We start from the raw sequence: 26,336 nt of genomic DNA on the forward strand, positions 1-26,336 counted from the left end.
CCCGCCGGGCGGTTCTGGCGGCGTGCCATGGGGCACGCCGTCTTTGCATCTGGAGTCAGCCGTGGCAGTCAGCGTTTTCGATCTGTTCAAGGTGGGTATCGGCCCGTCGAGCTCACATACCGTCGGCCCGATGCGTGCCGCCCTGATGTTCGCGCACGGCCTGGAGCGGGACGGCCTGCTGCCGAAGGTGGCCAGCGTGCGCGTGGAGCTGTATGGGTCCCTGGGCGCCACGGGCAAGGGCCACGGCACCGACAAGGGCGTGATCCTGGGGCTGATGGGCGAGGCGCCGGACACCGTCGATCCCGACACCATCGACGCCCGGCTGGCCGCGCTGCGCGCGAGCCGGACGCTGTCGCTGCTGGGCCGGCACGCGGTGCCGTTCGTCGAGCGCGAGCACGTGGCGTTCTACCGCCGCGAGGCGATGGCCGAGCATCCCAACGGCATGAAATTCCACGCCTATGACGCGGACGGCACGCCGCTGCGCGAGGCGCGCTACCTGTCGGTCGGCGGCGGCTTCGTGGTCACGGCCGGCGCCCCGAACACGCAGGTGCTGGCGGCCGAGAAGCAGTTGCCGCACCCGTTCCGCAGCGGCCGGGCGATGCTGGACATGGCGCTCGGCAGCGGCAAGTCGATCGCGCGGCTCATGCTGGAGAACGAGCTGACGTGGCGCACCGAGAGCGAGGTGGTCGACGGCCTGCTGCACATCTGGGACGTCATGCAGCAATGCGTGGCGCGCGGCTGCCGCACCGAGGGTGAGCTGCCCGGGCCGTTCAAGGTCAAGCGGCGCGCGCCGGAGCTGTACCGCAACCTGACCCAGCGCGCCGAGCGGACGCTGTCAGACCCGCTGTCGGTCATGGACTGGGTCAACCTCTACGCGATGGCCGTCAACGAGGAAAACGCCGCTGGCGGGCGCGTGGTGACGGCGCCGACCAACGGCGCGGCGGGCATCATCCCGGCCGTGCTGCACTATTACGACCGCTTTGTGCCGGGCGCGAACCGCGCGGGTGTGGTGGACTTCCTGCTCACGGCCGGCGCCATCGGCCTGCTCTACAAGCTCAATGCGTCGATCTCGGGCGCCGAGGTGGGCTGCCAGGGCGAGGTGGGCGTGGCGTGCTCGATGGCGGCCGGCGCGCTGGCCGCCGTGCTGGGCGGCACGCCCGGACAGGTCGAGAACGCCGCCGAGATCGGCATGGAGCACAACCTGGGCCTGACCTGCGACCCGGTGGGCGGGCTGGTGCAGATTCCGTGCATCGAGCGCAACGCCATGGCATCGGTCAAGGCGGTCAACGCGGCCCGCATGGCGCTGCGTGGCGACGGTACGCACTACGTGTCGCTGGACTCGGTCATCAAGACGATGCGCGAGACCGGTGCCGACATGAAGACCAAGTACAAGGAAACGGCGCGCGGCGGACTGGCCGTCAATATCGTCGAGTGCTGACGCGCCGTGCGCGGCTTGCCGGCCCGCGCCGGCGACGTATGATGGAAGCACTTTTCCGGTTTGCCAGAAAAACACCGCCATGCAGACCTTTCACCAGCTGTTCGACGATGTCTCATCCACGTTCACCTACCTGCTGATCGACGCCGCCACGCGCGACGCGCTGCTGATCGACCCGGTGGACCGCCAGTCCGCGCGCGACCTGGCGGTGCTGGAGCAGGCGGGCGCCCGGCTGGTCTGGATCGTGGAAACGCACGCCCACGCCGACCACATCACCTCGGCCGGCCATCTGGCCCGGTTGACCGGCGCCGGCACGGCCGCCCCGGCCGGCTGCGACATCAAGCCCGCGCTGAAGCAGTTGATCGACGGCGACACGCTGGCCTTCGGCACCCAGGTGCTGCGCGCGATCCACACGCCCGGCCACACGGCGGGCAGCATGAGCTATCTGTGGGAAGAAACCACGGCGGAAGGCACCACGCGCCGCATCTTTACCGGCGACGCGCTGCTGATCGACGGCTGCGGCCGTACCGACTTCCAGTCCGGCGATGCCGGCACGCTGTTCGACAGCCTGACGCAGAAGCTTTTCCGGCTGCCGGACGACACGCGCGTCTATCCGGCCCACGACTACAAGGGCCAGACCGAATCGACCATCGGGCGCGAACGCGCCACCAACAGCCGCGTTGCCGGGCGCACCCGCGACGAGTTCATCACGATGATGCGCGGCCTGAACCTGCCGCGTCCGAAGCTGATCGACGTCGCCGTGCCGGCGAACCAGCAGCTTGGGCTGGTGACCGGCCGGGACGGGGAAAGCGTGCCGCACGGGGCCTGACGCACCGCGCGGCTACGACTCCCACTGCTCGCAGGTCCGCCGCACCGTGTCGCGCAGGCTGTGCGCCTCGTCGTTGACGGTGCGCACCATGCGCGCGTCGTTGTCGCGCGCCGCCGCCTGGGCGCGGATGTTCGCCAGCGCCTGGAGCGACCCCAGCGCCTCGGCGTGCGGCTCCAGCGCGTCGCAGATCGACAGGATATGGTCAGCAATCGGCATCCGCGTCAGCTCGTTGGGATGCACGTACTCGCCCTCCAGCCCGAAGCGGCACGCCTGGAAGCGGTTGAACGTGTACACGAGGTAGTCGTCTTCCTGGGGCATGAACGGCCGCGACAGCAGCAGGTAGCGGGCCAGCGCCTGGATATAGGCGGCGATGTCGCAGGCGCGCTGCACCGTCAGCGGCGTGTCCATCACGCGCACCTCGATCGTGCCGAACTCCGGTTTGGGACGGATATCCCAATAGAAGTCCTTCATGCTCTCGATCACGCCCGTGGCGTGCATCTTGTCGAAGTACGCCCGGAAGCCCTCCCACGTCAGCACATGCGGCGCCCGGCCGCTCATCGGGAACGCGGCCACCGAATTGAGCCGCGCCGAGGCAAACCCGGTGTCCACGCCCTGCACGTACGGCGACGACGCGGCCAGCGCGATGAAGTGCGGCACGTAGCGGCCAATGGCGTGCAGCAGGAACAGCGACTCGTCGGCGCTGGGGCAGCCGATATGCACGTGCTGGCCGAACACCGTGAACTGCTTGGCCAGGTAGCCGTAGAGCTCCGAAATGTACTGGTAGCGCGGCGAGTCGGAGATCGTCCGCTCGGACCACACCTGGAACGGGTGGGTGCCGCCCCCGCAGATGCCCAGGTTCAGGCCGCGCGATGCATTGACCATCAGGTCGCGCATCACGGTCAGCTCCTCCAGCGCCTGCGCGTAGTCGCGGCAGATGCCGGTGCTGATCTCGATCATCGACGGGCTGATTTCCGGCTTGATATCGCCGGCGTGCTGGGCGCCCTTCAGCGCCCGGATCAGGTCAGGCGCGAACGGCGCCAGGTCGTAGTCATGACGATTGACGAGCTGCAGTTCCAGCTCGACGCCGAAGGTCAGTGCCTCGGAATGCTTGAACGGTTCGAGCGACATCAGCGCCCTCCTCCATTGACCCGTGCCTCGCCCGCGTACCGCAGCGCCCACGCGGCGATGATGGGCCCGAGCAGCTGCTCGATCGCCAGCGCGCACAGGATGATCGATGCCAGCGGCGCGCCCGTGCCCGGATACAGGCGGGCGACGTCGCTCATCAGAAGATAAGCCAGCCCCGACATTGGCGCCAGCGCCAGGCCCAGCGCCATGCACTGGCGCAGGCTCAGGCCCGAGAACGAACCCAGCGACACCACGCCGGCCAGCTTGGCCACGTGGCGGAAGAACACCAGCGCCACGGCCAGCGTGCCGCCGATGACCCAGTCCTTCGCGGTCAGCGGCAGGCCCAGCGACACCACCATCACGATGATCAGCAGGCTGCCGGCGCTGCCGAAGTGCGTGGGCCAGACATGCGGCTGGCGGTCCTGGTGCTTGAACACGATGCCCGCCAGCATCAGCGTCAGCGGCATCGACAGCTTCAGCACACGCGTCAGCGCCAGCGTGAACAGCACCAGCCCCACCAGCACCAGGAAGCTGTAGTGGTCGTCAGCCGACATCCGGGCGTAGATCGCATGGCCCACCTTGCCCACCACCCACGCCAGCAGGCTCGACCCCACCAGCAGGTACAGCGGATGGAGCAACGCGGCGCCGATGTTGCCGTATTCCGAATGAAGCCAGCCCGTGGCCACCTGGACGATCGCGGCGGCATAGATCGAGTTCAGCGCGGCCATCGCCAGCAGCCGCTCGGTCACCTGGCCATCCGCCCGAAGCTCGTTCTTGAGCTGCAGCACGATGGTCGGCGACGTGCTGACCGCGATACCGCCAGCCAGGATCGCCACGCCGGGCGAGGCGCCCAGCCATTGCAGCACCGTGGACACCAGGCCCCAGGTCAGCAGGCTTTCCGCCGCGCTGGTGATCAGCAGCCACGGGTTGGCCCGCAGCCACGACAGCGACACCCGATGCCCGAGCTCGAACAGCGCCAGGGCCAGCGCCATGTCGATCAGCACGCGCGTCTGCGCAATCATGTTGTCGTCGACGATGCTGCGGCCGAGCATGCCGGCAAACAGCCCTACCACCGCGTAGCCGACGATACGCGGGCACCCCAGCCAGCGGCGGCAGACCTCTCCGGCCAGACCCGCGCCAACCAGCGCAAGGCCCACCCAGAACAGTCCGCCCGGCGCCAGCGGCAGGGAGGGGAAAAGTTGGCTCAATCCGTTCATGCGCGACATGGTAACGGAAGGACACGTCGGGAAATGTAAGTGCTTGTCCGACACTTTCTCGAACATGCGCGCAACTTACGCCATCCACAAACAAAAACCGCCATCGTCTCCGATAGCGGTTTTGTAGGTCTTTCAAAATCAGAATCGTCGCATATGGCGCCGCGTGCGGTGGCTCACATGGCGCGGCGCCCGGTTCACACGCCCCAGAGCTTCCACTTGGGACGGGTGGCCTTCAGCGACGCCTCAACCTTGACGAACAAGCCACGCGTGCTGCCCTTTTCAGCATCCTGCGCACGGGCCCGCTCGAACCACGCCAGCGCCGATTCGCGCTGACCCATGCCGAGGGCCGCCTGCACGGCCACCAGCCAGGTATGGGCGTCCCAGTCGTCGCGTGCGGCAAACGCCATCTGGAAGTCCGTCAGTGCCTCGGGGTAACGCTCCAGATCAACCAGCAGCCGGGCGCGCTGCACGCGCGCCGTAGCCTGGACGCGGGCATCGGCCTGCGCCAGCGTCACGGCCTGTTCCAGCAGTGGCAGCGCGCGTTCGTGGTCGCCAAGGTCGCGCCAGAGCTGGCCGAAACGGCCCGATACCCAGGCATCGTCGACCAGCAGCGACCGCCGTTGCAGCGCTTCCAGCTCGGCCACCGCGTCGGCCTTGTCGTGCTCATCCATGGTCGCCATGCCGGCTTGCAGCAGCGCGGCATAGTGGGCGCGGGCATGGGCCATGGCGTGGGCGCCCTCGGTGCGGGCCTCCACGGGCAGTGCGTCGAGCCGCATGTCCATATGGGAAAGCGCGGCGCTGGCCGATTCGGTGGCATCGCGGCCGCCGATCGCCGCCCAGGCGGCCACCAGCCGGCTGAACGCCCAGCTCACGCGGGCCGGATCGCGCTCGACCGGATACCGGTTCAGCACCTCGCCGGCCAGGTCCACCACCTGCTGGTGCTGGCCAGCCGCGGCGTGGGCGTCGAGCAGGTCGATCCAGTGGTCGATGAACTCGCTGGCGGCCATGCCTTTCTGGTGCAGCGCGACCTTCTCTTCCAGGTGCGTGGCGTCGGCCGGCAGCGTGCGCGCCAGCAGGCGGCACAGCAGCGAGTACAGATGCGGATCGGCGTTGCCGCCGTGGCCGTGGGCGTCGCCCTCGCCGGTCTCGAAATACGACTCGAAACAGGCCAGCCCCTTGCGGCACATGGCCTCCAGCATCGGCTTGAGCGCGGCCTGCGAGGCGGGCACCTCGTCCAGGAAGCTGCCGAGCGCCGTGGCGGCGTGGAAATACAGCGCGCCATCGTCGGCATCGGCGGTGACCGCAAAACCGGTCCAGGCAGGCTGGGCCGGCGCGCTGGCCCCGGCGGCCACGTGCGACTGGTGGCGCCACGTCAGCGCGCGCACCTGCGCGAGCGGATCGGGCCGCTGGCGCAGATAGGTCTCCAGGTCGTCCAGCGCGGCAGCCGGCTCCGAGCCCAGCCGCAGCGGGGCCCGCAGGCGGCGCGCCTCGGGATGGTCGGGCTGCTCGGCAAGCACGCGTTCGGCCTGCGCCGCCGCCAGGGCATCGCCCTGCGCCGGCGTGAGATCGAGCAATTCCGGCGAATCGAGCGCGATGCGGCCAAAGCAGATCCGCAACAGCGGCTCGCCAAGCTGCGCGGCGGCGTCGCTACGGGCCACGTAGTCCTGCACCAGCGGCAGGATGTCGCCCGCACCGAGATCGGGCGCCCGGTACAGCAGGTCGTGCCAGTACCGGCCGGCCAACGCGAAATCGTTGAGCCGGAACGCGACAAAGCCGGCGTAGAAATGCGCGGCCCACTCGCCAGTAGCCAGCCCGTTGCGCCGCGCCGCCTCGTGCAGCCACGGCTGCGCCTCGGCGTCGCGGCCTTCGCGCATCAGCAACGTGCCATACATGTGCGCCAGCGCCCCGCGCGACGCCCAGCGGTGCATCGGCGCCAGCGACAACTCCGGCAGCCGGGACATCGCCTCGTCCAGCGCAGCCAGCGCACCGGCCACGTCGCCCCGGTCGGACTGGATCTGCGCACGCAGCGCGGCGTAGTCGACAACCTCGGGATGCGCCGCCCAGAGCTGGTCGGCTACCTGCAAGGCATCGTCATGGCGCCCGGCGTTCGCAAGCGCAATGGCTTGGTCGTAACGGACATCCTGCAAGGCCCGCTCCTTCATCAGAATTCAGCAAAAGCGGAATTATGCGCCAACGGCGCGACATGCTCCCGGGAGAACAGCGGAAGAATGGGGGTTGATCGGGGTTGACGGGGGGATTTTGGGGGGTGGGTGGAGCTTGAAGACGAAGCCGAAGATATAGAACGCGAGCCATGGCGAGACCTGTCGCAGCCACCGGAAGCGCATCCATGGTTAATAGCAAAGCCGATGGAAATCGCTCATCCCCGCGTCCGTCGGGAGATGCAGCGTGGCTTGAGGTTTGTTGAAGATATGGACCTCGGTGCCAAACCACCACGGCCCACCTTCGGTGTTGAGCGCGCCATCCCATCGATGCACGAGATTGCCGTACTTGTCGTAGATCAGCACCCAACCCTCCCGGTCTTCGTGTCGCCACGTCCACGAGGACACCAGCGATTCCTTGCGCACCATGAAATATTCGTGATTCGGGCTCCAACAATCGTCGTCGTAGGGAACGCCGCGCTGGAACTTGAAGACGACGAAGCCGAAGCAGATATAAAACACGAGCCATGGCAAAACGCGTAGCAGCCACCGGAAAAAACGCCTCATGGTCAATAGCAGAGCCGTACCAAATCAGTCCGTCCCGCGTCGGTCGGAAGATCGAGCGTGGCTTGGGGCTCATTGAAGAAATGGATAGCAGTGCCCGACCACCACGGCCCGCCCTCGGAACTGAGCCCGCCGTCCCACCGATGTAGCAACTTGCCGTACTTGTCGTAGATCAGGACCCAACCGTCCCTGTCTCCATGCCGCGAAGTCCAGGAGGACACAAGCGACTCCCTCCGCACCATAAAGTACTCATGATTCGGGCTCCAGCACTCGTCGTCGTAGGGAGCGCCGCGCTGGAACTTGAAGACGGCGAAGCCGAAGCAGATATAAAGGAAGGCCCAGGGAAGAAGCCTCCTAAGGTAGCGCCACATGACCGTCAGCGGATCCAGCTATCGAATTGCAGAGAGACATCCAGCGGATCACCCTCCACCGCCGCGTAGAACATCGCCATCGTTCCCCCTGTTTGTCGAAGCTGACGCAGCAGGCTAGTAGGCGTGGGCGATAGGCCGCAATCGGTGTTCCCTGAAAATCACGGCCAATAAAAAACGCCACCGCGGGCCGATGCCCGGGTGGCGTCAGTTCTGCCTGCGCGCCGGCCGTAGGAAAGCCGTCCGGCGCGCGTTGGGGCGGGATTACTTGCCGCCCACGGTCTCCAGCACGGTCCACTTGCCGCCTTCGACCTTGTAGACGGTGATGCCGCCGTCCTTCAGGTCGCCGCGCGCGTCGTAGGCCAGGGTCTTGGTGGTCACGCCCTGCATGTTCGTGGCGGCCAGCACCGGCAGGTAGCGTGCCGGGTCTGCCGAACCGGCCTTGATCATGGCGGTCATCATCGCGGTGGCGCCGTCATAGGCGTACGGCGAGTACGTCTGGACCTTCGAGCCAAAGCGCTTCTCGTACTTCTTCTCGTAGGCGGCGCCGCCGGGCATCTGCTCCAGCGGCAGGCCGGCCAGCGACACCACCGTGCCGTCGGCGGCCGTGCCGGCCAGCTTCAGGAAGTTGTCGGTCTTGGACATTTCGCCCGAGACGATCGGTGCCTTCAGGCCCAGTTCCTTGACCTGCTTGGCCATCGGAGCCGACTGCGTCTCGGCGCCGCCGTAGAAGATCACGTCCGGGTTGCTGCGCTTGATGTTGGTCAGCACGGCCTTGAAGTCCACTGCCTTGTCGTTCGTGAACTCGCGGCGCACGATCTTGCCGCCGGCGGCCTTGGCGGCCTTCTCGAACTCGTCGGCCAGGCCCTGGCCGTAGGCGGTGCGGTCATCGACGATGGCGATGTTCTTGGCGCCCAGCTTCTTCACCACGAAGGCGCCGATCACCGAACCCTGCTGCGTGTCGGACGTCATCATGCGGAACGTGGTCTTGAAGCCCTGGCGGGTGTATTCCGGGGCCGTCGCCATGGCGATCTGCGGAATGCCGGCGCGGTTGTAGACCATCGACGCCGGGATGCTGGTGCCCGAGTTGAAGTGGCCGAGCATGCCCTGGATGCCGGCGTCCACCAGCTTCTGGGCCACGACGGAACCGGTCTTCGGGTCAGCCTGGTCGTCCTCGGAGACCAGGACGAACTTGACTTCCTTGCCGCCGATCTTCGGCTTGGTGGCGTTCATGTCGTCGATGGCCAGCACGATGCCGTTCTGCATGTCCTTGCCGTACTGGGCCTGGCCGCCGGTCAGCGGGCCGGCGTAGCCCAGCTTGATTTCCTGCGCCTGCGCGAAAGCGGCCGAGGCGGCGGTCAGGCCTGCAACGGCCATGGCGACGGTCATGGCCGTCTTGCGGAATGTCGAGCTCATCAGTTCTCCTTGGGTCCCATAGGGTGCCATATGGTGCCGGTGTCGGCATATTTGCGGGCCGGCGTTGGCAGCACCGGCCCGTTCCTGGGTTGCGCGGCAGGGTCGGGATCGCCGGCCCCCGCCACGCGCTTCATGTGACCACCCGCGTGAGGCCGGAGCCTCAGCCGATCGTCATCAGACTTGCGTTGCCGCCCGCCGCCGCCGTGTTCACGGACAGCGAACGCTCGATCAACAAACGCTCCAGCGCGATATTCGGTTCACCCTGGGCCAGGCCCTGGACGCTGACGATCGGGCCGGGGCGCGTGGCCACCTGTTCGCAGACGGTGCGGAGCTGGTCGGAATCACCGTGGTGCAGCACCGCGTCGAAGCCGATATCCGTGCCCTGCCAGTCGGAAACCACGCGGACGCGCGATTGTACTGCGGCAGGCAGCCGCGCCAACAGGGCCTTGGCCACCGGTGTGTCAGTCCACAACGCCTCGGAGCCCACCGCCAGCACGGCGGCAAGCTGCAGCGCCAGGTCGGCGTCGGTCTGGGCCAGGCACAGCACCCGCTCACGCGGCAGCAGCGAGTAGGTGTTGCGCTCGCCGGTCGGGCCCGGCAGCGTCACCGACATGCCCGAGGCCGAGGCGGCGGCAAAGCGCTCGCAGGCGTCGGCCACGTCCGGCAGGTTGCCCTGCGCCCAGCCCTTCAGCGCGGCCAGTGCGGCGTTTTCCGGGGCCGGCGGCGTGGCGCCGCCCATGTCGGACGTGCGCACGCCGCGCACCACGGCGTCCTGCGGGCAGACCGACAGCAGGCGGTGCAGGTACAGCGGGCCGCCCGCCTTCGGGCCGGTGCCGGACAGGCCCTCGCCGCCAAACGGCTGCACGCCCACCACGGCGCCCACGATGTTGCGGTTCACATACAGGTTGCCCACGTGGGCGCGGTCCACGATATGCGCGATGGTCTCGTCGATCCGGGTGTGGATGCCCAGCGTCAGGCCGTAGCCGGTGCTGTTGATCTGGCCGATCATCGTGTCCAGCGCGGCCCGCGGGAAGCGCACCACGTGCAGCACGGGGCCGAAGACCTCGCGCTTGAGTTCGTCGATCGAGTCCAGTTCGATCAGCGTCGGCGGCACGAACGTGCCATGGCGGCACGCCCCCGACTGCACCACGTTCGGATCGGCCTGGTGCACGCGGCGCCCCTTGGCGCGCATGGCCTCGATATGGCGGACGATGTTGCCGCGCGCTTCCTCGTCGATCACCGGGCCCACGTCGGTCGACAGCCGGTCGGGGTTGCCCAGCGTCAGTTCGCCCATGGCGCCCTTGAGCATCTCGACGATGCGGTCGGCCACGTCTTCCTGCAGGCACAGCACGCGCAGCGCGGAGCACCGCTGGCCGGCCGAATCGAAGGCCGAGCTGACCACGTCGCCCACCACCTGCTCGGCCAGCGCCGACGAGTCGACGATCATCGCGTTCTGGCCGCCGGTCTCGGCGATCAGCGGGATCGGGCGGCCGGCGGCGTCCAGCCGGCCGGCGACATTGCGCTGGAGCAGGCGCGCCACTTCGGTCGATCCCGTGAACATCACGCCCTTAACGCGGGCGTCGCCCACCAGCGCGGCGCCCACGGTCTCGCCGCGGCCCGGCAGCAACTGCACCGCGCCGGCCGGCACGCCCGCCTCGCGCAGCAGGCGCACGGCGGCGGCGGCGATCAGCGGCGTCTGCTCGGCCGGCTTGGCCAGCACCGGGTTGCCGGCGGCCAGCGCGGCCGCCACCTGGCCGGTGAAGATCGCCAGCGGGAAGTTCCACGGGCTGATGCAGACCACGGGGCCCAGCGGGCGGTGCGTATCGTTCGAGAACGTCTCGCGCACCTGCACCGCGTAGTAGCGCAGGAAGTCCACCGCCTCGCGCACTTCGGCAATCGCGTTCGAGAACGTCTTGCCGGCCTCGCGCATGATGATGCCCATCAGCGACTGCATCTGGGCTTCCATCAGGTCCGCGGCGCGTTCCAGCGCGGCGGCGCGCACCTCGGGCGGCGTGGCCTGCCAGATCGGCGCCACGTTCACGGCGGCCGTCAGCGCGGCTTCCACCTCGGCCGGCGTGGCCTCGCCCACCTGCCCCACCACGTCGCGGTGGTCGGCCGGGTTCAGCACCGGTTCCAGCTTGGCGTCGCCGCGCGGCACATCGGCGCCCAGCAGCGGCTCGGCGCGGTGCGTCTCGCTGGCGCCGGCCAGCAGCGCCGACGACAGCGACGCCAGGCGGTGCTCGTTCGACAGGTCGATGCCGGCCGAATTGGCGCGCGCCTTGCCGTACAGCGTGCGGGGCTGCGGAATGCGCGGGTGCGGAAGGCCCAATGCGCCCTCGGTCTTGTGCATCTGCTCGACCACGGCCACCGGGTCCGCCACCAGCTCGTCGAGCGGAATCGTGTCGTCGGCAATCCGGTTCACGAACGACGTGTTCGCGCCGTTTTCCAGCAGCCGGCGCACCAGGTACGCCAGCAGCGTCTCGTGCGTGCCGACCGGGGCGTAGATGCGGCACGGGCGGCCGAACTTGCCGTCCGCCTTGGTGCCCACGATCTGGTCGTACAGCGGCTCGCCCATGCCGTGCAGGCACTGGAATTCGTACTGGCCGGGATAGTAGTTCTGGCCGGCGATCTGGTAGATGGCCGACAGCGTGTGCGCGTTGTGCGTGGCGAACTGCGGATAGATCGCGTCCGGCACCGACAGCAGCTTGCGCGCGCAGGCCACGTACGACACGTCGGTGTACACCTTGCGCGAATAGACCGGGTAGCCTTCCAGGCCGTCCACCTGGGCGCGCTTGATCTCGCTGTCCCAGTACGCGCCCTTGACCAGGCGGATCATCAGGCGGTGGCGGCTGCGGCGGGCCAGGTCGATCAGGTAGTCGATCACGAACGGGCAGCGCTTCTGGTAGCCCTGCACCACGAAGCCGATGCCGTTCCAGCCGGCCAGCTCGGGCTCGAAGCAGAGCCGTTCGAGCAGGTCCAGCGAGATTTCCAGGCGGTCGGCTTCCTCGGCGTCGATGTTGATGCCGATATCGTACTGGCGCGCCAGCACGGTCAGCGACTTCAGCCGCGCGTACAGCTCGGTAATCACGCGCTCGTGCTGGGCGCGGCTGTAGCGCGGATGCAGCGCCGACAGCTTGATCGAGATGCCGGGGCCTTCATAGATACCGCGGCCGCGCGACGCCTGGCCGATCGCGTGGATGGCCTGCTCGTAAGACGCCAGGTAGCGCTGGGCATCGGCCTCGGTCATGGCGGCCTCGCCCAGCATGTCGTACGAATAGCGGAAGCCTTCGGCCTCGTACTTGCGCGCGTTGGCCAGCGCCTCGGAGATCGTCTCGCCGGTCACGAACTGCTCGCCCATCAGGCGCATCGCCATGTCCACGCCCTTGCGGATCAGCGGCTCGCCGCCCTTGCCGATGATGCGCGTCAGCGCCTTCGACAGCCCGGCCTCGGTGTGCGTGGCCACCAGCTTGCCGGTCAGCAGCAGGCCCCAGGTGGCGGCGTTGACGAACAGCGACGGGCTCTGGCCCAGGTGCGACTGCCAGTTGGCGCCGCTGATCTTGTCGCGGATCAGCGCGTCGCGCGTGGCCTTGTCCGGAATGCGCAGCAGCGCCTCGGCCAGGCACATCAGCGCCACGCCTTCCTGCGACGACAGCGAGAATTCCTGGATCAGCCCCTGCACCAGGCCCTCGCGGCCGGTGCCCACCTTCTGCTCGCGCAGCTTCTGCGCCAGCGCCTTGGCCATCTTGATGGCGGCCTCGGCCTGCGCCTGCGGCAGCCGGGCCTGCTCCAGCAGCACCGGCACGCACTCGGTCTCCGGGCGGCGGTAGGCCGAGGTGATGGCCGCGCGCAGCACCGACTGCGGCTGGATGCTCTGGGCGAATTCCAGGAACGGCTGCGGCATCGCGTCGGCCTGGGCGGTGTCGCCGGCGTCGGCGCCATCGCCATCGGCCAGCGCGGTGGCGCCCGCTTCGTGCGGCATGTGGCCGCGTTCCACCTGTTCCAGGTACGTGAAGATGGCCTGCTTGATCAGCCAGTGGGGCGTGCGGTCGATCGATTGGGCGGCGCGTTTCAGGCGTTCGCGCGAAGCATCGTCGAGCTTGACGCCAAGGGTGGTGGTGGCCATGCGGGCAGTTCTCCAGCGGATCTCGGGAAAGTCGGGAGGCAGCCTGGGCGATGCGCGCGCGCAAGCCGGGCAGGCTGCCGGATTGGCGCGATCTTACTCTCGCTGAATTACTAGGTGCAACCTAGTGCAACCCCTAATCTCCGGACGGCGCGGGCAGGTTGCACTGACGCAACATTTCAGATGCGCAGCGGATCGATTTCGAGCTGCCAGCGGACGCCCTTGACCCGCGTGGCGACGTCGTCGAAGGTGGGTACCCACTCGCTGATAAACCGTTGCAGCACCGGGCGCGACGCCGCTTCCACCAGCATCTGGGCGCGTTCCTTGTTGAACAGCCGCACCATCGACATCGGCACCGGGTCGTGCAGTTGCACCTCCAACGCCATCGGACACGATTCGGCGTTCTCGCGCGCCGCCTTCAGGAAGTCCAGCGCCCGCTCCAGTTGCCCGTGCTCGGCGGTGACCAGCACCTGGTACGCAAACGGAGGCAGGCCGGCCTGCCGGCGCTCGCGCAGCTGGCTGGCCGCGAATCCATCATAGTCATGCCGCGCCAGCGCCTGCAACGCGGGGTCGTCCGGATAGCGGGTTTGGATCATGACCTCGCCGCCCAGCCCGGCGCGGCCCGCGCGCCCGGACACCTGCATCAGCGACGCGAACAGGTGCTCGGCGGCCCGGAAGTCGTGGCTGAACATCGCCGCATCGGGGTGGACGATGCCCACCAGCGTCACCCGCTGGAAGTCGTGGCCCTTGGCGACCATCTGGGTGCCCACCAGGATGTCGACCTCGCCGGCATGCACCTCGTCGAACATGGCCTGCGCGCTGCCCTTGCGGCGCGTGGAGTCGGCGTCGATCCGCGCGATCCGGGCCTGTGGAAAACGTGTGGACAACGCTTCCTCGATGCGCTGCGTGCCGCGTCCGAGCGGCGCGATATCCACATTTCCGCAATCGGGACAATGGTGCGGCACCGGCGATTCGAGGCCGCAGTGGTGGCAGCGCAGCCGCCGCTCCGGACGGTGCAGCACCAGGTACGCCGAGCAGCGCGGGCAGCCCGACAGCCAGCCGCAGCTATCGCACGCCAGCACGGGCGCGTAGCCGCGCCGGTTCAGGAACAGCAGGCTCTGCTGGCCACGGTCCAGCCGCTGCTGGATCGCATCGAGCAGCGGCACCGACAGCCCCTCGAACAGCGGACGCTGGCGCTGGCGCTCGTGGTTGAGATCGATCAGCCGCACCGCGGGCAGCGCGGCATCGGCCTGCGCGCGCTCGCGCAGCACCAGCTTGCGATAGGCGCCCTGCTCGGCCCGCTGCCACGTTTCCATCGACGGCGTGGCCGACCCCAGCACCACGGGAATCCCGAGTTGGTTGGCCCGCCACACGGCGAGGTCGCGGGCGGAGTAGCGCAGTCCCTCCTGCTGCTTGTAGGACGTGTCGTGCTCCTCGTCCACAACGATCAGCGCCAGGTGCGGCATCGATGCCATCACGGCCATGCGGGTACCCAGCACGATGCGGGCTTCGCCACGATGGGCGGCCAGCCACTGCAGGCTGCGCTCCTGGTCGGCCAGGCCGCTGTGCAGCACGGCCAGCGGCATGTGGGGGAAGCGCTCGCCGATCCGGGCCTGCAACTGGGGGGTGAGATTGATCTCAGGCACGAGCATGAGGACCTGCGCCGCGGGGTCGGCCGCCAGCCGGGCGGCGATGGCGTGCAGGTAGACCTCGGTCTTGCCGCTGCCAGTCACGCCATGGAGCAGGTAGGCCGTATAGCCCGCTGCGGCGCCGATGGCATCGACCGCCTGCTGCTGCTCGGCGTGGAGTGCGGGCGACGGCGACGGGGCCCGGCTGGCGTCGGGCTCCAGCAGCGGCCGGTCGGCGTGGCGGCACACGATCCAGCCGGCGGCCAGCCATTCCTCCAGCCGCTGCGGGGCGGCGGTGCACAGCGCGCGGGCGTCGGCCGAGCGTACCCAGTCCTGCGTGCCGGCGGTGGCGGCCAGCGCGTCAGCCAGCGCGCGGACGCTGCGCGCCCGGGCCGGCACCGATTCGACCAGCGCCTGGGCGTGGTCGGCGTGTACCTGATACTGCGTGGTCCGGGCGCGCTGGCCCAGCCGATCCCAATGCTCGGCCTCGCGCAGCGACGGGGGCAGCGACGGCAGCATCACTTCGCCGAGCCGGCGGTGGTAATAGCGCGCGGCAAAGCGGGCGAGCGCCATCCATGCCGTGCTGAGCGGCGGCATCCAGCCGATTCGGGACGCGATAGGACGAATCTTGTCCGCGGGGACATCGGAGTGGTCGGCCAGCGCCACCGCTACCCCGACGGCCTGCCGCTTGCCGAACGGCACGGCCACCAGTTCGCCGGGCTGGATGTCGATATCGCCAGCCAGGTAATCGAAGCAATCGTCAGCCGGGGTATCGAGCGCGACACGAACGATGGCCGGGCGCTGATCGGGCGCAAGGTCGGTCGTCGGGCCGTTCGTTGTCTGTAAGGTATTCGCCACAGTGACGGCGTCCGTCGGACCCGCGCTCATGGCCGCACCCCGAGCTGGTGCAGCGCTTTTGCGCCGGCGTTGTGCACGCGCGCAGTGGGCGAAAGAGGAGCGAAAGACGGTGTGCGGCGCAGCATCAACTTAAAGTAAAACTTCAAATGTGACCCTAAGTCGATGATCCACGGACGGTTTTCCAACCCTACCATCGGGCCTGTGGATAACTTTGTTGAAAAGTCGCACCGACTTCCCGCCAAGGCGCTTGACACAAGGCTTTCATCGACCTTGCACCCTGTGTTGCAGAAGATTCAAATCCTTATGAATCAACAACTTGCAAACACCCCCCAACTGAGTTAAGGGGTAACCCGCTCGTGCAGTGCCGCAAACCTATCGGTGTGCATAAGTCAAGCCTTGACAACAAGCCCCGGGCACCTTTTTGGCGAAAAGCGGTGAAATAGTTTACTTGACAGCGCGCCCGCAGCGCCTCTCGCGACACTGCGGCGCCCGTACCCATCACATCGCTGCGGCGCGGGGAAAGCAGTTCAGGCGGCCATGCCGCGCAGCCGGCGGCTGTGATTGTGGACTTCGTCCACCAGGACCGACACGTTTTCCGGCGGCGTGAACTGCGAGATACCGTGGCCCAGGTTGAAGATGTGACCGTCACTGCCCCCGCCGGCGGCGTAGCTGTCCAGCACGCCGCGCACTTGTTCGCGGATGGCGGCTTCGGGGGCGAACAGTACCGTCGGATCGATATTGCCCTGGAGCGCCACCTTGCCCTCGGTGCGGCGGCGCGCCTGGGTCAGGTTGACGGTCCAGTCGAGGCCGATGGCGTCCGGTTCAATCGCGGCGATCTGTTCGAGCCAGATGCCGCCGCCCTTGGTGAAGACGATGACCGGGATCTGCTGGCCGTCGTGCTCGCGCTTCAGGCCCTGCAGCACGCGCCGCATGTAGGCCAGCGAGAACGTCTGGTACATGCCGTCGGCCAGCGCGCCACCCCAGGTGTCGAACACCATCACGGCCTGCGCGCCCGCTTCGATCTGGGCATTCAGGTAGGCCGACACGGCCTGGGCGTTGATGTCGAGGATGCGGTGCATCAGGTCCGGGCGGCCGTACATCATGGCCTTGACCGTGCGGAAGTCGTCCGAGCCGCCGCCTTCGACCATGTAGCAGGCCAGCGTCCACGGGCTGCCCGAGAAGCCGATCAGTGGCACGCGCTGCTTGCCGTCCTGCACCAGCGCACGGCGGATTTCGCTGACCGCGTCGAATACGTACTGCAACGACGACATGTCGGGCACCGCCAGTTTGGCCACGTCGCCCTCGGTGCGCAGCGGATGGGCAAAGCGCGGGCCCTCGCCCTGCGCGAACGACAGCCCCAGGCCCATGGCGTCGGGCACCGTGAGGATGTCCGAGAACAGGATCGCCGCGTCGAGCGGATAGCGGTCCAGCGGCTGCAGCGTGACTTCCGTGGCGTACGCCGGGTTCTTGGCCAGGCCCAGGAAGCTACCGGCGCGGGCGCGCGTGGCGTTGTACTCGGGCAGGTAACGGCCCGCCTGGCGCATCAGCCACAGCGGCGTGTATTCGGTCGGTTGCCGGCGCAGCGCGCGCAGGAAGGTGTCGTTCTGCAGTACGGTCATGGTCATCCTCGTAAGACCGCCATTCTACGGGAAGGCCGCTGCATGCAGCCGTCCACGGGGATGATGGCCGTCATATCCGCGCCGGCTTTCGGCGGTGCCTCGCCGGGCTGGATTTCAGGCGTCGTCGAAGCTCGCCACGAACGCCTGCGCGGCGCGGCGCATCCATTCGCGGGCGCGCGGCGCTTCCGGTTGCAGCCGGGCAAAGCCGTGGGTCATGCCGCTGGCTTCGATCGTGATGACCGGCGCGTCGCGGCGGACCAGGAAATCGGCATAGGCCAGGCCGTCGTCGCGCAGTACGTCGTTCGACGCCACCATCACCACGCTGGCCGGCGGCAGGCAGGCGGGCGGCGTCGCCATCAGGCAGATGCGCGGGTCGGACTGGTCGGCGCCCAGCGCCAAGGCATCGGCGCCGATGTACTGCGTCCAGAACCACGCCATCTCGTCGCGGGTCAGGCCGGGGCCGTCCGCGAAGGCGCGGTAGCTTTCGGTGGTCAGCACCGGCGCGGTCACCGGGTAAATCAACAGTTGCGCGTTGACGATGTGACGGCCGGCGGCGTCGTTGATATGCCGCGCCGCGGCGGCTGCAAGGTGGCCGCCGGCGCTGTCGCCGGCCACGCCCAGGAAGTCGGCCGCCATGCCGAGCGATGCGCGCGCATCGGCCAGCCATTGCACGGCGGCTATGGCGTCATCGCAAGGGGTCGGGAAAGGCATTTCGGGCGCCAGCCGGTAGTCCACGCTGGCCACTGCGCACCCGGTATCGGCTGCCAGCAGCGCGGCCACCGTATGGTGCGTGGCCGGCGATCCGACGACCCAGCCGCCACCGTGGAAGTAGACGATCAGCTTCGGGCTGGCTTCCCCGGCGGGACGGAACAGGCGGACGGGCAGCGACGCACCGCCGGCCGGGATGGCGAAATCCTCGACAGTCATGCCGTCCGGATCGGGTAGCTGGGACTGGGCCGCCACGTCCTCAAAACGTGCGCGACGTTCGGGCGCGGTCACGGCGGCGGGCTGGCCGGCATAACGGTCCGCCATCTGGCGGTAATAGGATTGCAGCTGGGGATCGATGGCCATGAGATGCGAGCTTGGGTGCAAACGTCCGCCAGTGTAGCGGCGGCCACCCTTGTCCGCGATCAGAAACGGCTGGCGCGCCGTTGCGAGTCACCGTTTCAAATCGTAACGCTGAATGCGCTACCGAACACACTTCTGCGAAACACGTTTCTGGCATCCCACGAAAGTAGGGAATGACTTAAGCGGACACGGAAAAAACGTAATGTATTCAGTACACTACGAATTAAATGTCTTAACATTTCGACTGTAACCGCCGGCGAACTCTCGCCGTGAAAACGCTTTCAAAATCGAATAAATGTGTTCAAAACGCCGGCCGCTTACTCGCCGGCCTTTCATCTACTTGCAAAACGATACATTTTGTTACTGCCACGCCCGGAAGTTTCCCCCACAATGCATTGACAGACCAGCGCTTGGTGTGAGGCACCCCCGCCGCTAAAGCCTTAAATAATAAGGGGTGTGGAAGAAAGCCTGAGCAGTGCCCCGATTTACCGGATCAGACATTTCGTGCAAATGCCTGATCCGGCACCAGGAAGACCGGTAGCGCGTGGCTTGAGGTTCCGAGCATGGAATCTCGCCAGAATATACGGACGCAAAGTTCCGTTGCGCTTGTAAGTGAATCCTGGACCGAACCCGTTCCTTCGAATTGACCCCTCGAAGGGATTTTCCCGTCCGCGCGGAGCCTCCCCGGCCCGCGCGCTTTTTTTTGTGGTCCAGGCACAGAAATATAGCGTTTGGAAAATAAAAAAGGCAGCCCATTGGCTGCCTTTTTTAATGCCTCGCCGAAAAAACAACAGCGCGGCGGGCCTGCGTGACGCGCTTACTTCTTGCGGCGCAGGCGGGCGATTGCGGCGAGCTGGGCAGCGGCGACGGCCAGTTCGCTCTGGGCGCGCGCCAGGTCCAGGTCGCTGCTCTGGTTCTGCATCAGTTCCTCCGCAGCACGCTTGGCTTCCTGAGCCTTGGCTTCGTCCAGGTCGCCGCCGCGAATCGCGGTGTCGGCCAGAACGGTCACGTGCTGAGGCTGGATTTCGAGAATGCCGCCGGCAACGAATACGAATTCCTCGCTGCCGTCTTCCTTCTCGATGCGCACGGCACCCGGCTGGATGCGCGTGATCAGCGGCGTGTGGCCGGGCAGGATACCCAGTTCACCCGTCTCGCCGGGCAGCGCCACGAACTTCGCCTGACCGGAGAAGATCGACGCTTCCGCGCTGACGACGTCTACAAGAATGGTTGCCATATAAGATCCTTTCTCCAGAAAGCGTTGGCTCCCTGCACATCAGGAAGCCTGTGTCCCCCCTTCACGCTGGCCGCGGCGCCGTGCCTGGGCACGACCGCCGCGACGCAGCGCGAAAGCGAAAGACGCCGCTTACTGAAGCTTCTTGGCCTTCTCGAAGGCTTCGTCGATCGAACCGACCATGTAGAACGCCTGCTCGGGCAGGTGATCGCACTCGCCATCGACCAGCATCTTGAAACCACGGATGGTTTCCTTCAGCGGCACGTACTTGCCCGGCGAACCCGTGAACACTTCGGCCACGTGGAACGGCTGCGACAGGAAACGCTGGATCTTCCGGGCGCGGGACACGGCCAGCTTGTCTTCCGGCGACAGTTCGTCCATGCCCAGAATCGCGATGATGTCGCGCAGTTCCTTGTAGCGCTGCAGGGTCTGCTGCACGCGGCGGGCCACTTCATAGTGTTCCGTGCCGACGATCTGCGGATCGAGCTGGCGCGAGGTCGAGTCGAGCGGGTCGACGGCGGGGTAGATACCCAGCGCGGCGATGTCACGCGACAGCACGACGGTCGAGTCCAGGTGCAGGAAGGTGGTGGCCGGCGACGGGTCGGTCAAGTCATCGGCAGGCACGTACACGGCCTGGATCGACGTGATCGAGCCGGTCTTGGTCGACGTGATCCGCTCCTGCAGCTTGCCCATTTCTTCAGCCAGCGTCGGCTGGTAGCCCACGGCCGAAGGCATACGGCCCAGCAGTGCCGACACTTCGGTACCGGCCAGCGTGTAGCGGTAGATGTTGTCGACGAAGAACAGGATGTCGCGGCCTTCGTCGCGGAAGCGCTCGGCCATCGTCAGGCCGGTCAGCGCCACGCGCAGACGGTTGCCCGGCGGCTCGTTCATCTGGCCGAACACCATGGCCACCTTGTCGAGCACGTTCGAGTCCTTCATTTCGTGGTAGAAGTCGTTCCCTTCACGGGTACGCTCGCCCACGCCGGCAAACACCGACAGACCGCTGTGCTGCTTGGCGATGTTGTTGATGAGCTCCATCATGTTCACGGTCTTGCCGACGCCGGCGCCACCGAACAGGCCCACCTTGCCGCCCTTTGCGAACGGGCACACCAGGTCGATCACCTTGATGCCGGTTTCCAGCAGGTCCACCGACGGCGACAGTTCGTCGAAGCGCGGGGCCTTCTGGTGAATCGCACGCTTTTCATCGGCGGCGATCGGGCCGGCTTCGTCGATCGGGCGACCCAGCACGTCCATGATGCGGCCCAGCGTACCGTGGCCAACCGGCACCGAGATGGGGGCGCCGGTGCTCTTCACCGACATGCCGCGGCGCAGGCCGTCCGACGAACCCAGGGCAATGGTACGCACCACGCCGTCGCCGAGCTGCTGCTGCACTTCGAAGGTCAGACCCTTCTCGGCGAACGACTTGTCGTTGCCCTCTTCGAGCACGAGCGCGTCGTACACCTTCGGCATTGCGTCGCGCGGGAACTCGATGTCCACCACGGCGCCAATGCACTGCACAATATTTCCGATACTCATTTCGTATCTCCGATAGCTTGAATTCTTGACGCCTTAGACCGCCGCTGCGCCGCTGACGATTTCCGACAGTTCCTTCGTGATCGCGGCCTGGCGGGTCTTGTTGTAGACCAGCTGCAGTTCGCCAATCACGTTCTTGGCATTGTCGGAAGCCGCCTTCATGGCCACCATGCGCGCCGACTGTTCCGACGCCATGTTCTCGGCCACGGCCTGGTACACCAGCGCCTCGACGTAGCGGACGAGCAGCTCTTCCACAACCGTCTGGGCGTCGGGCTCGTAGATGTAATCCCACGAGTAGGCGCGCTTTTCATCTTCGGTCTGGTTCAGCTTGTCTGCCGCCAGCGGCAGCAGTTGCTCGACCACCGGCTCCTGCTTCATCGTGTTGATGAACCTGGTATAGGCCAGGTACACCGCGTCGACTTCGCCGTTGGTGAAGGCGTCGAGCTGGACCTTGATGGCGCCGATCAGCTTTTCCAGATGCGGGGTGTCACCGAGGTGCACAACGTTCGAGACCACCTTGGCGCCGATACGGCCCAGAAACTGCATCCCCTTCGTACCGATCGCGGTGGCCTGGACGGCCACGCCACGGTTCTGCAGGGTCTTCAGCTCGTTGGTCACCGCACGCAGCACGTTCGTGTTCAAGCCGCCGCACAGGCCCTTGTCGGTCGTCACCACGATCATGCCGGCGCGCTTGACGTCGCGGCCAATCATGAACGGATGCTTGAACTCGGGGTTGGCGGTGGCCAGGTGCGCGGCGATATTGCGCACTTTCTCGGCGTACGGGCGGGCGTTGCGCATCCGTTCCTGCGCCTTGCGCATCTTGGACGCGGCGACCATTTCCATCGCCTTGGTGATCTTGCGCGTGTTCTGCACGCTCTTGATCTTGGTTCGAATCTCTTTCGTTCCGGCCATATCTTTCCTCTCCATTCGTGCCGCGCCGTCAGCCTTGCGGCGTCACGGCGCGGTCCGTGGAATCACGCGGTTAGAACGCGGCGGACTTCCTGAAATCCTCGATCGCGGCACGCAGGGCGGCTTCGTCGTCCTTCGACAGATCCTTGGTCTCTTCGATGCGGTTGACGAGGTCGGCGAACTTGGTCTTCAGGTGGTCGTGCAGGCCCTTTTCGAACGGCAGGATGTCCTTCACGTCGACGTTGTCGAGGAAGCCATTGTTCGCGGCGTACAGCGACGCGGCCAGTTGCCACACCTGCAGCGGCTGGTATTGCGGCTGCTTGAGCAGTTCCGTCACGCGGCGGCCGCGCTCCAGCTGCTTGCGGGTGGCATCGTCCAGGTCCGAGGCAAACTGCGCGAACGCAGCCAGTTCACGGTACTGGGCCAGGTCGGTACGGATACCGCCGGACAGCTTCTTGATGACCTTGGTCTGTGCTGCACCACCCACGCGCGACACCGAGATACCGGCGTTGATGGCGGGACGGATACCGGCGTTGAACAGATCGGTTTCCAGGAAGATCTGGCCGTCGGTGATCGAGATCACGTTGGTCGGCACGAACGCGGACACGTCGCCGGCCTGCGTTTCGATCACGGGCAGCGCGGTCAGCGAACCGGTCTTGCCGGTCACGGCGCCGTTCGTGAACTTCGACACGTAGTCCTCGTTCACGCGCGCGGCGCGCTCCAGCAGGCGCGAGTGCAGGTAGAACACGTCGCCCGGGTAAGCTTCGCGGCCCGGCGGGCGGCGCAGCAGCAGCGACACCTGGCGGTAGGCCCAGGCTTGCTTGGTCAGGTCGTCATAGACGATCAGCGCGTCTTCGCCGCGGTCGCGGAAGTACTCGCCCATCGTGCAGCCGGCGTAGGCGGCCAGGTACTGCATGGCGGCCGAGTCCGAAGCCGAGGCGGCCACGACGATGGTGTATTCCATCGCGCCGTTTTCCTCGAGCTTGCGCACGACGTTCGAGATCGTCGAAGCCTTCTGGCCGATTGCCACGTACACGCAGAAGACGCCCTTGCCCTTCTGGTTGATGATGGCGTCGACGGCCACGGCGGTCTTGCCGGTCTGGCGGTCGCCAATGATCAGCTCGCGCTGGCCACGGCCGATCGGCACCATCGCGTCGATCGACTTCAGGCCGGTCTGCACCGGCTGGCTCACCGACTGACGTGCGATCACGCCCGGGGCGACCTTCTCGATCACGTCCGTTTCCTTGGCGTTGATCGGGCCCTTGCCGTCGATCGGCTGGCCCAGCGTGTTGACCACGCGGCCCAGCAGTTCCTTGCCCACGGGCACTTCCAGAATGCGGCCGGTGCACTTGACCGTATCGCCTTCCGAAATGTGTTCGTACTCGCCCAGCACCACGGCACCCACCGAGTCACGCTCGAGGTTCAGTGCCAGGCCAAACGTGTTGCCCGGGAATTCCAGCATCTCGCCCTGCATCACGCCGGACAGGCCGTGCACGCGGCAGATACCATCGGTCACGGAAATCACCGTGCCGGTGTTGCGCACTTCAGCGTCGGCGCCAAGACCCGAGATGCGGGACTTGATCAGCTCGCTGATTTCTGAGGGGTTCAGTTGCATCACAATGCTCCTAATTCTTCAATCCGTCGGCCGTTGCGGTCAGGCGGTCAGCGTGGCTTGCATGGCAGCCAGGCGCGCGCGCACGGAGGTGTCGAGCACTTCGTCGCCGACCTTGACGCTCACGCCGCCAATCAGCGACGGGTCCACCGCCACCTTTGCGTACAGCTTGCGGCCGAACTTGCGTTCGAGTGCGGCGACCAGTTCCTTCGTCTGCGAATCGTCCAGCGGGTAGGCGCTGGTGATCTCGACGTCGGACGAACCCTCGCGGGCGTTCTTGAGCGCATGGAACTGCTCGGCGATTTCCGGCAACACCGTCAGGCGGTTGTTTTCCACCAGCAGCTTCACGAGGCGGCGAGCCTCGTCGTTGACCGGGCTCTTCAGCACCGACAGGAACACCTGCTCGAGCTTGTCGCCCGGCACGTTCGGATCGGTGGCGAGCGCCTGCATGTCGGGGTTGGCGGCAACCTGCCCCATCTCCGACACCAGTTCGGACCATGCACCCAGGTTGCCTGCACCGGCTTCGCTCGCGACGCGGAACAGCGCCTCGGCGTAGGGACGGGCAATGGTTGCGGTTTCAGCCATGATTAGAGCTCAGCCTTGAGTTGATTGAGCAGGTCGGCGTGCACCTGCGCGTTCACTTCACGCTTGAGGATCTGCTCTGCACCCTTCACGGCCAGCACGGCAACCTGGTCGCGCAGCGTTTCGCGTGCGCGGGTCACCTGCTGCTCTGCCTCGGCCTTGGCCTGGGCGATGATGCGTGCGGCTTCTGCCTGGGCGTTCTGCTTGATCTCGTCGGCGGCGGCCTGGGCGCGCTTTTCGGCGTCGGCCACGCGCTGTGCGCCTTCGGTGCGGGCTTCGGCCATGGCCTGGTCCACACGCTTGTTGGCGAGTTCAAGCTCCGCCTTGCCCTTTTCGGCAGCGGCGAGGCCATCGGCGATCTTCTTTGCGCGTTCGTCGAGCGCCTTCACCAGCGGCGGCCAAATGAATTTGGCAACAACCCACCACAGGATGAAGAACACGACCATCTGCGCAAGAAACGTTGCGTTCAGATTCATGGTGTGTTCCTTTCGGTAATCAAACTACAGATAAATGCACAAGGGCGGCCAGGCCATCGGACTGAGGCCTGCGCCGCCCGTCAGCATCATGCAGACCGAAAAGACTTACTGAATGACCGACAGCAGCGGGTTGGCGAATGCGAACAGCATTGCAACGCCCACACCGATCAGGAATGCAGCGTCGATCAGGCCAGCCAGCAGGAACATCTTGGTTTGCAGCGGGTTCATCAGCTCGGGCTGACGTGCGCAGGCTTCGATGTACTTGCCACCCATCAGGGCGATACCCAGGCAGGCGCCGATAGCGCCCAGACCGATGATGATGCCGATACCGATAGCGGTCAGACCCTGGATGTTGGCGAGAAATGCTTGCATGATGACTCCTTTAATTTAGAGAGACTTAGAACCAAAAAACCAAAAAACGAAGAACCGGAAAATCAGTGGTGATCGTGAGCCTGGCCGATGTACACCAGCGTCAGCATCATGAAGATGAAGGCCTGCAGCAGCACGATCAGGATGTGGAAGATGGCCCAGACGGCGCCAGCAATCACGTGACCGACGAAGCCCAGTGCGGACAGGTCCGCGCCGAACGTCCAGATCGAGCCCAGCAGCGCGATCAGCAGGAACACCAGCTCGCCGGCGTACATGTTGCCGAACAGCCGCATGCCCAGCGACACGGCCTTGGCCAGGAACTCGATGATGTTCAGGACGAAGTTGAACGGCGCCAGGTACCACTTGGCACCAAACGGGGCCGAGAACAGCTCGTGCGCGAAGCCGCCGACACCCTTGATCTTGAAGCTGTAGTAGATCATCAGCACCAGCACCGAGCACGACATGCCCAGCGTGCCGTTCAGGTCGGCCGTGGCCACGGCGCGGTGGTGCGGCAGGTGGATGTGGAAGATGCCCAGCACGTGGTTCAGGCCGGTGACCCAGTCCACGGGGATCAGGTCGATCGCGTTCATCATGGTGATCCAGCAGAACACCATCAGCGCCAGCGGGGCGATCCACGAGCGGTCGCCGTGGATGATGCCCTTGGCCTGGTCGTCGACCATCTCGACGATCATTTCCACGAAGGCCTGGAAGCGGCCCGGCACGCCGGCCGTGACGCGGCGGGCGGCCATGTAGAGGAACAGCAGTGCGATGACGCCGCACAGCACCGACCAGAACACGGTGTCATAGTTGATGACACTGAAATCGACCACGGACTGCTGCTTGCCGCCGACCGAATTAAAGTTCTGCAGGTGTTCGGCGATATAGCCTGAGGGTGTGAGCACGTGCCCTGCGCCTTGCGTAGCTTCAGATGACATGTTGAAACGATCGGTATATTGCGAAATCTGCGTTGCCGGCGACCGCCCTGGCGGCCTACCGGTATGAGACTTGCCTGGGCCTTCGGTCACATGACCGGTCACCGCCGCGGCAAATCCTTCGTATTGTTCCGGGCAAAACCTTGCTCACGCAGCGCTGCACCGTTGTGACGCCCTGCGCGTTGAAACCTTGATATTCCGGATGGGTGCCTCATCTGAGACCGAACCCCAAGCCGTGGCCCTGCCTTGCGGCGTGGCCCGGGCGACGGGATTCGCGACTCTCCGC

At 66.4% G+C, this 26,336-nt stretch carries 20 protein-coding genes; 2 read left to right on the forward strand and 18 right to left on the reverse strand.

Going from position 1 to position 26,336, the window contains the following annotated elements; translation table 11 throughout:
- Positions 1-61 precede the first annotated feature (61 nt).
- Both EPAKOI_RS15965 and EPAKOI_RS15970 read left to right on the forward strand, forming a co-directional pair.
- Complete coding sequence (locus tag EPAKOI_RS15965; protein ID WP_423192599.1) at positions 62-1,438, forward strand: L-serine ammonia-lyase; 1,377 nt, start codon at positions 62-64, stop codon at positions 1,436-1,438.
- A gap of 79 nt (positions 1,439-1,517) precedes the next feature.
- A complete protein-coding gene (locus tag EPAKOI_RS15970) occupies positions 1,518-2,264 on the forward strand; it encodes an MBL fold metallo-hydrolase (RefSeq protein WP_124682922.1) in 747 nt (248 codons plus the stop codon).
- 12 nt (positions 2,265-2,276) lie between these two features.
- On the opposite strand, the gene EPAKOI_RS15975 is transcribed toward EPAKOI_RS15970, so the two are convergent.
- From EPAKOI_RS15975 to atpB, 18 genes are all read right to left on the reverse strand, one after another.
- Positions 2,277-3,392, reverse strand: a complete 1,116-nt coding sequence (locus tag EPAKOI_RS15975; RefSeq protein ID WP_124682921.1) for a YbdK family carboxylate-amine ligase — start codon at positions 3,390-3,392, stop codon at positions 2,277-2,279.
- Entirely contained in the window at positions 3,392-4,615 is a 1,224-nt protein-coding gene (locus EPAKOI_RS15980; protein WP_172966016.1) for a cation:proton antiporter, read from the reverse strand. Before EPAKOI_RS15980 ends, EPAKOI_RS15975 begins: the two co-directional genes overlap by 1 nt.
- Before the next feature lie 185 nt (positions 4,616-4,800).
- On the reverse strand, positions 4,801-6,768 hold the full coding sequence (locus tag EPAKOI_RS15985; RefSeq protein ID WP_423192600.1) for a hypothetical protein: 1,968 nt from the start codon (positions 6,766-6,768) through the stop codon (positions 4,801-4,803).
- A gap of 189 nt (positions 6,769-6,957) precedes the next feature.
- Positions 6,958-7,332 (reverse strand): hypothetical protein, encoded by a 375-nt coding sequence (locus EPAKOI_RS15990; protein WP_124682918.1) that lies wholly within the window; start codon positions 7,330-7,332, stop codon positions 6,958-6,960.
- Between the two features lie 2 nt (positions 7,333-7,334).
- Positions 7,335-7,700 (reverse strand): hypothetical protein, encoded by a 366-nt coding sequence (locus EPAKOI_RS15995; RefSeq protein ID WP_313837237.1) that lies wholly within the window; start codon positions 7,698-7,700, stop codon positions 7,335-7,337.
- Positions 7,701-7,961: 261 nt separating this feature from the next.
- Positions 7,962-9,113: a branched-chain amino acid ABC transporter substrate-binding protein gene (locus tag EPAKOI_RS16000; protein WP_124682916.1), complete on the reverse strand. Its 1,152-nt coding sequence runs from the start codon at positions 9,111-9,113 to the stop codon at positions 7,962-7,964.
- Positions 9,114-9,273: 160 nt separating this feature from the next.
- On the reverse strand, positions 9,274-13,236 hold the full coding sequence (gene putA / locus EPAKOI_RS16005; protein ID WP_423192601.1) for a trifunctional transcriptional regulator/proline dehydrogenase/L-glutamate gamma-semialdehyde dehydrogenase: 3,963 nt from the start codon (positions 13,234-13,236) through the stop codon (positions 9,274-9,276).
- A gap of 176 nt (positions 13,237-13,412) precedes the next feature.
- Positions 13,413-15,749, reverse strand: coding sequence for a primosomal protein N' (locus tag EPAKOI_RS16010; RefSeq protein ID WP_423192602.1), 2,337 nt, complete (start codon positions 15,747-15,749; stop codon positions 13,413-13,415).
- A 497-nt stretch (positions 15,750-16,246) separates the two neighbouring features.
- On the reverse strand, positions 16,247-17,338 hold the full coding sequence (gene hemE / locus EPAKOI_RS16015; protein WP_423192603.1) for a uroporphyrinogen decarboxylase: 1,092 nt from the start codon (positions 17,336-17,338) through the stop codon (positions 16,247-16,249).
- 114 nt (positions 17,339-17,452) lie between these two features.
- Positions 17,453-18,409 carry an alpha/beta hydrolase gene (locus EPAKOI_RS16020; RefSeq protein ID WP_423192604.1) on the reverse strand — a complete coding sequence of 319 codons (957 nt, stop codon included), beginning with the start codon at positions 18,407-18,409 and terminating at the stop codon, positions 17,453-17,455.
- 814 nt (positions 18,410-19,223) lie between these two features.
- Entirely contained in the window at positions 19,224-19,640 is a 417-nt protein-coding gene (locus tag EPAKOI_RS16025; RefSeq protein ID WP_124682911.1) for a F0F1 ATP synthase subunit epsilon, read from the reverse strand.
- A 129-nt stretch (positions 19,641-19,769) separates the two neighbouring features.
- Complete coding sequence (gene atpD, locus EPAKOI_RS16030) at positions 19,770-21,173, reverse strand: F0F1 ATP synthase subunit beta (protein WP_124682910.1); 1,404 nt, start codon at positions 21,171-21,173, stop codon at positions 19,770-19,772.
- A 33-nt stretch (positions 21,174-21,206) separates the two neighbouring features.
- Positions 21,207-22,082 (reverse strand): F0F1 ATP synthase subunit gamma, encoded by an 876-nt coding sequence (gene atpG / locus EPAKOI_RS16035; protein ID WP_124682909.1) that lies wholly within the window; start codon positions 22,080-22,082, stop codon positions 21,207-21,209.
- Between the two features lie 70 nt (positions 22,083-22,152).
- Complete coding sequence (gene atpA, locus EPAKOI_RS16040) at positions 22,153-23,694, reverse strand: F0F1 ATP synthase subunit alpha (RefSeq protein ID WP_124682908.1); 1,542 nt, start codon at positions 23,692-23,694, stop codon at positions 22,153-22,155.
- Between the two features lie 39 nt (positions 23,695-23,733).
- The gene (locus EPAKOI_RS16045) at positions 23,734-24,276 is read right to left on the reverse strand and encodes a F0F1 ATP synthase subunit delta (protein ID WP_124682907.1); all 543 of its coding nucleotides are present in this window, start codon (positions 24,274-24,276) and stop codon (positions 23,734-23,736) included.
- 2 nt (positions 24,277-24,278) lie between these two features.
- Positions 24,279-24,749 carry a F0F1 ATP synthase subunit B gene (locus EPAKOI_RS16050; protein ID WP_124682906.1) on the reverse strand — a complete coding sequence of 157 codons (471 nt, stop codon included), beginning with the start codon at positions 24,747-24,749 and terminating at the stop codon, positions 24,279-24,281.
- Positions 24,750-24,854: 105 nt separating this feature from the next.
- Positions 24,855-25,121, reverse strand: coding sequence for a F0F1 ATP synthase subunit C (gene atpE, locus EPAKOI_RS16055; protein ID WP_124682905.1), 267 nt, complete (start codon positions 25,119-25,121; stop codon positions 24,855-24,857).
- Positions 25,122-25,183: 62 nt separating this feature from the next.
- A complete protein-coding gene (gene atpB, locus EPAKOI_RS16060) occupies positions 25,184-26,053 on the reverse strand; it encodes a F0F1 ATP synthase subunit A (RefSeq protein WP_124682904.1) in 870 nt (289 codons plus the stop codon).
- Positions 26,054-26,336: the final 283 nt, after the last annotated feature.

It is taken from the genome of Cupriavidus sp. H18C2 (genome assembly GCF_049393795.1).
Lineage (GTDB): Bacteria > Pseudomonadota > Gammaproteobacteria > Burkholderiales > Burkholderiaceae > Cupriavidus > Cupriavidus pauculus_C.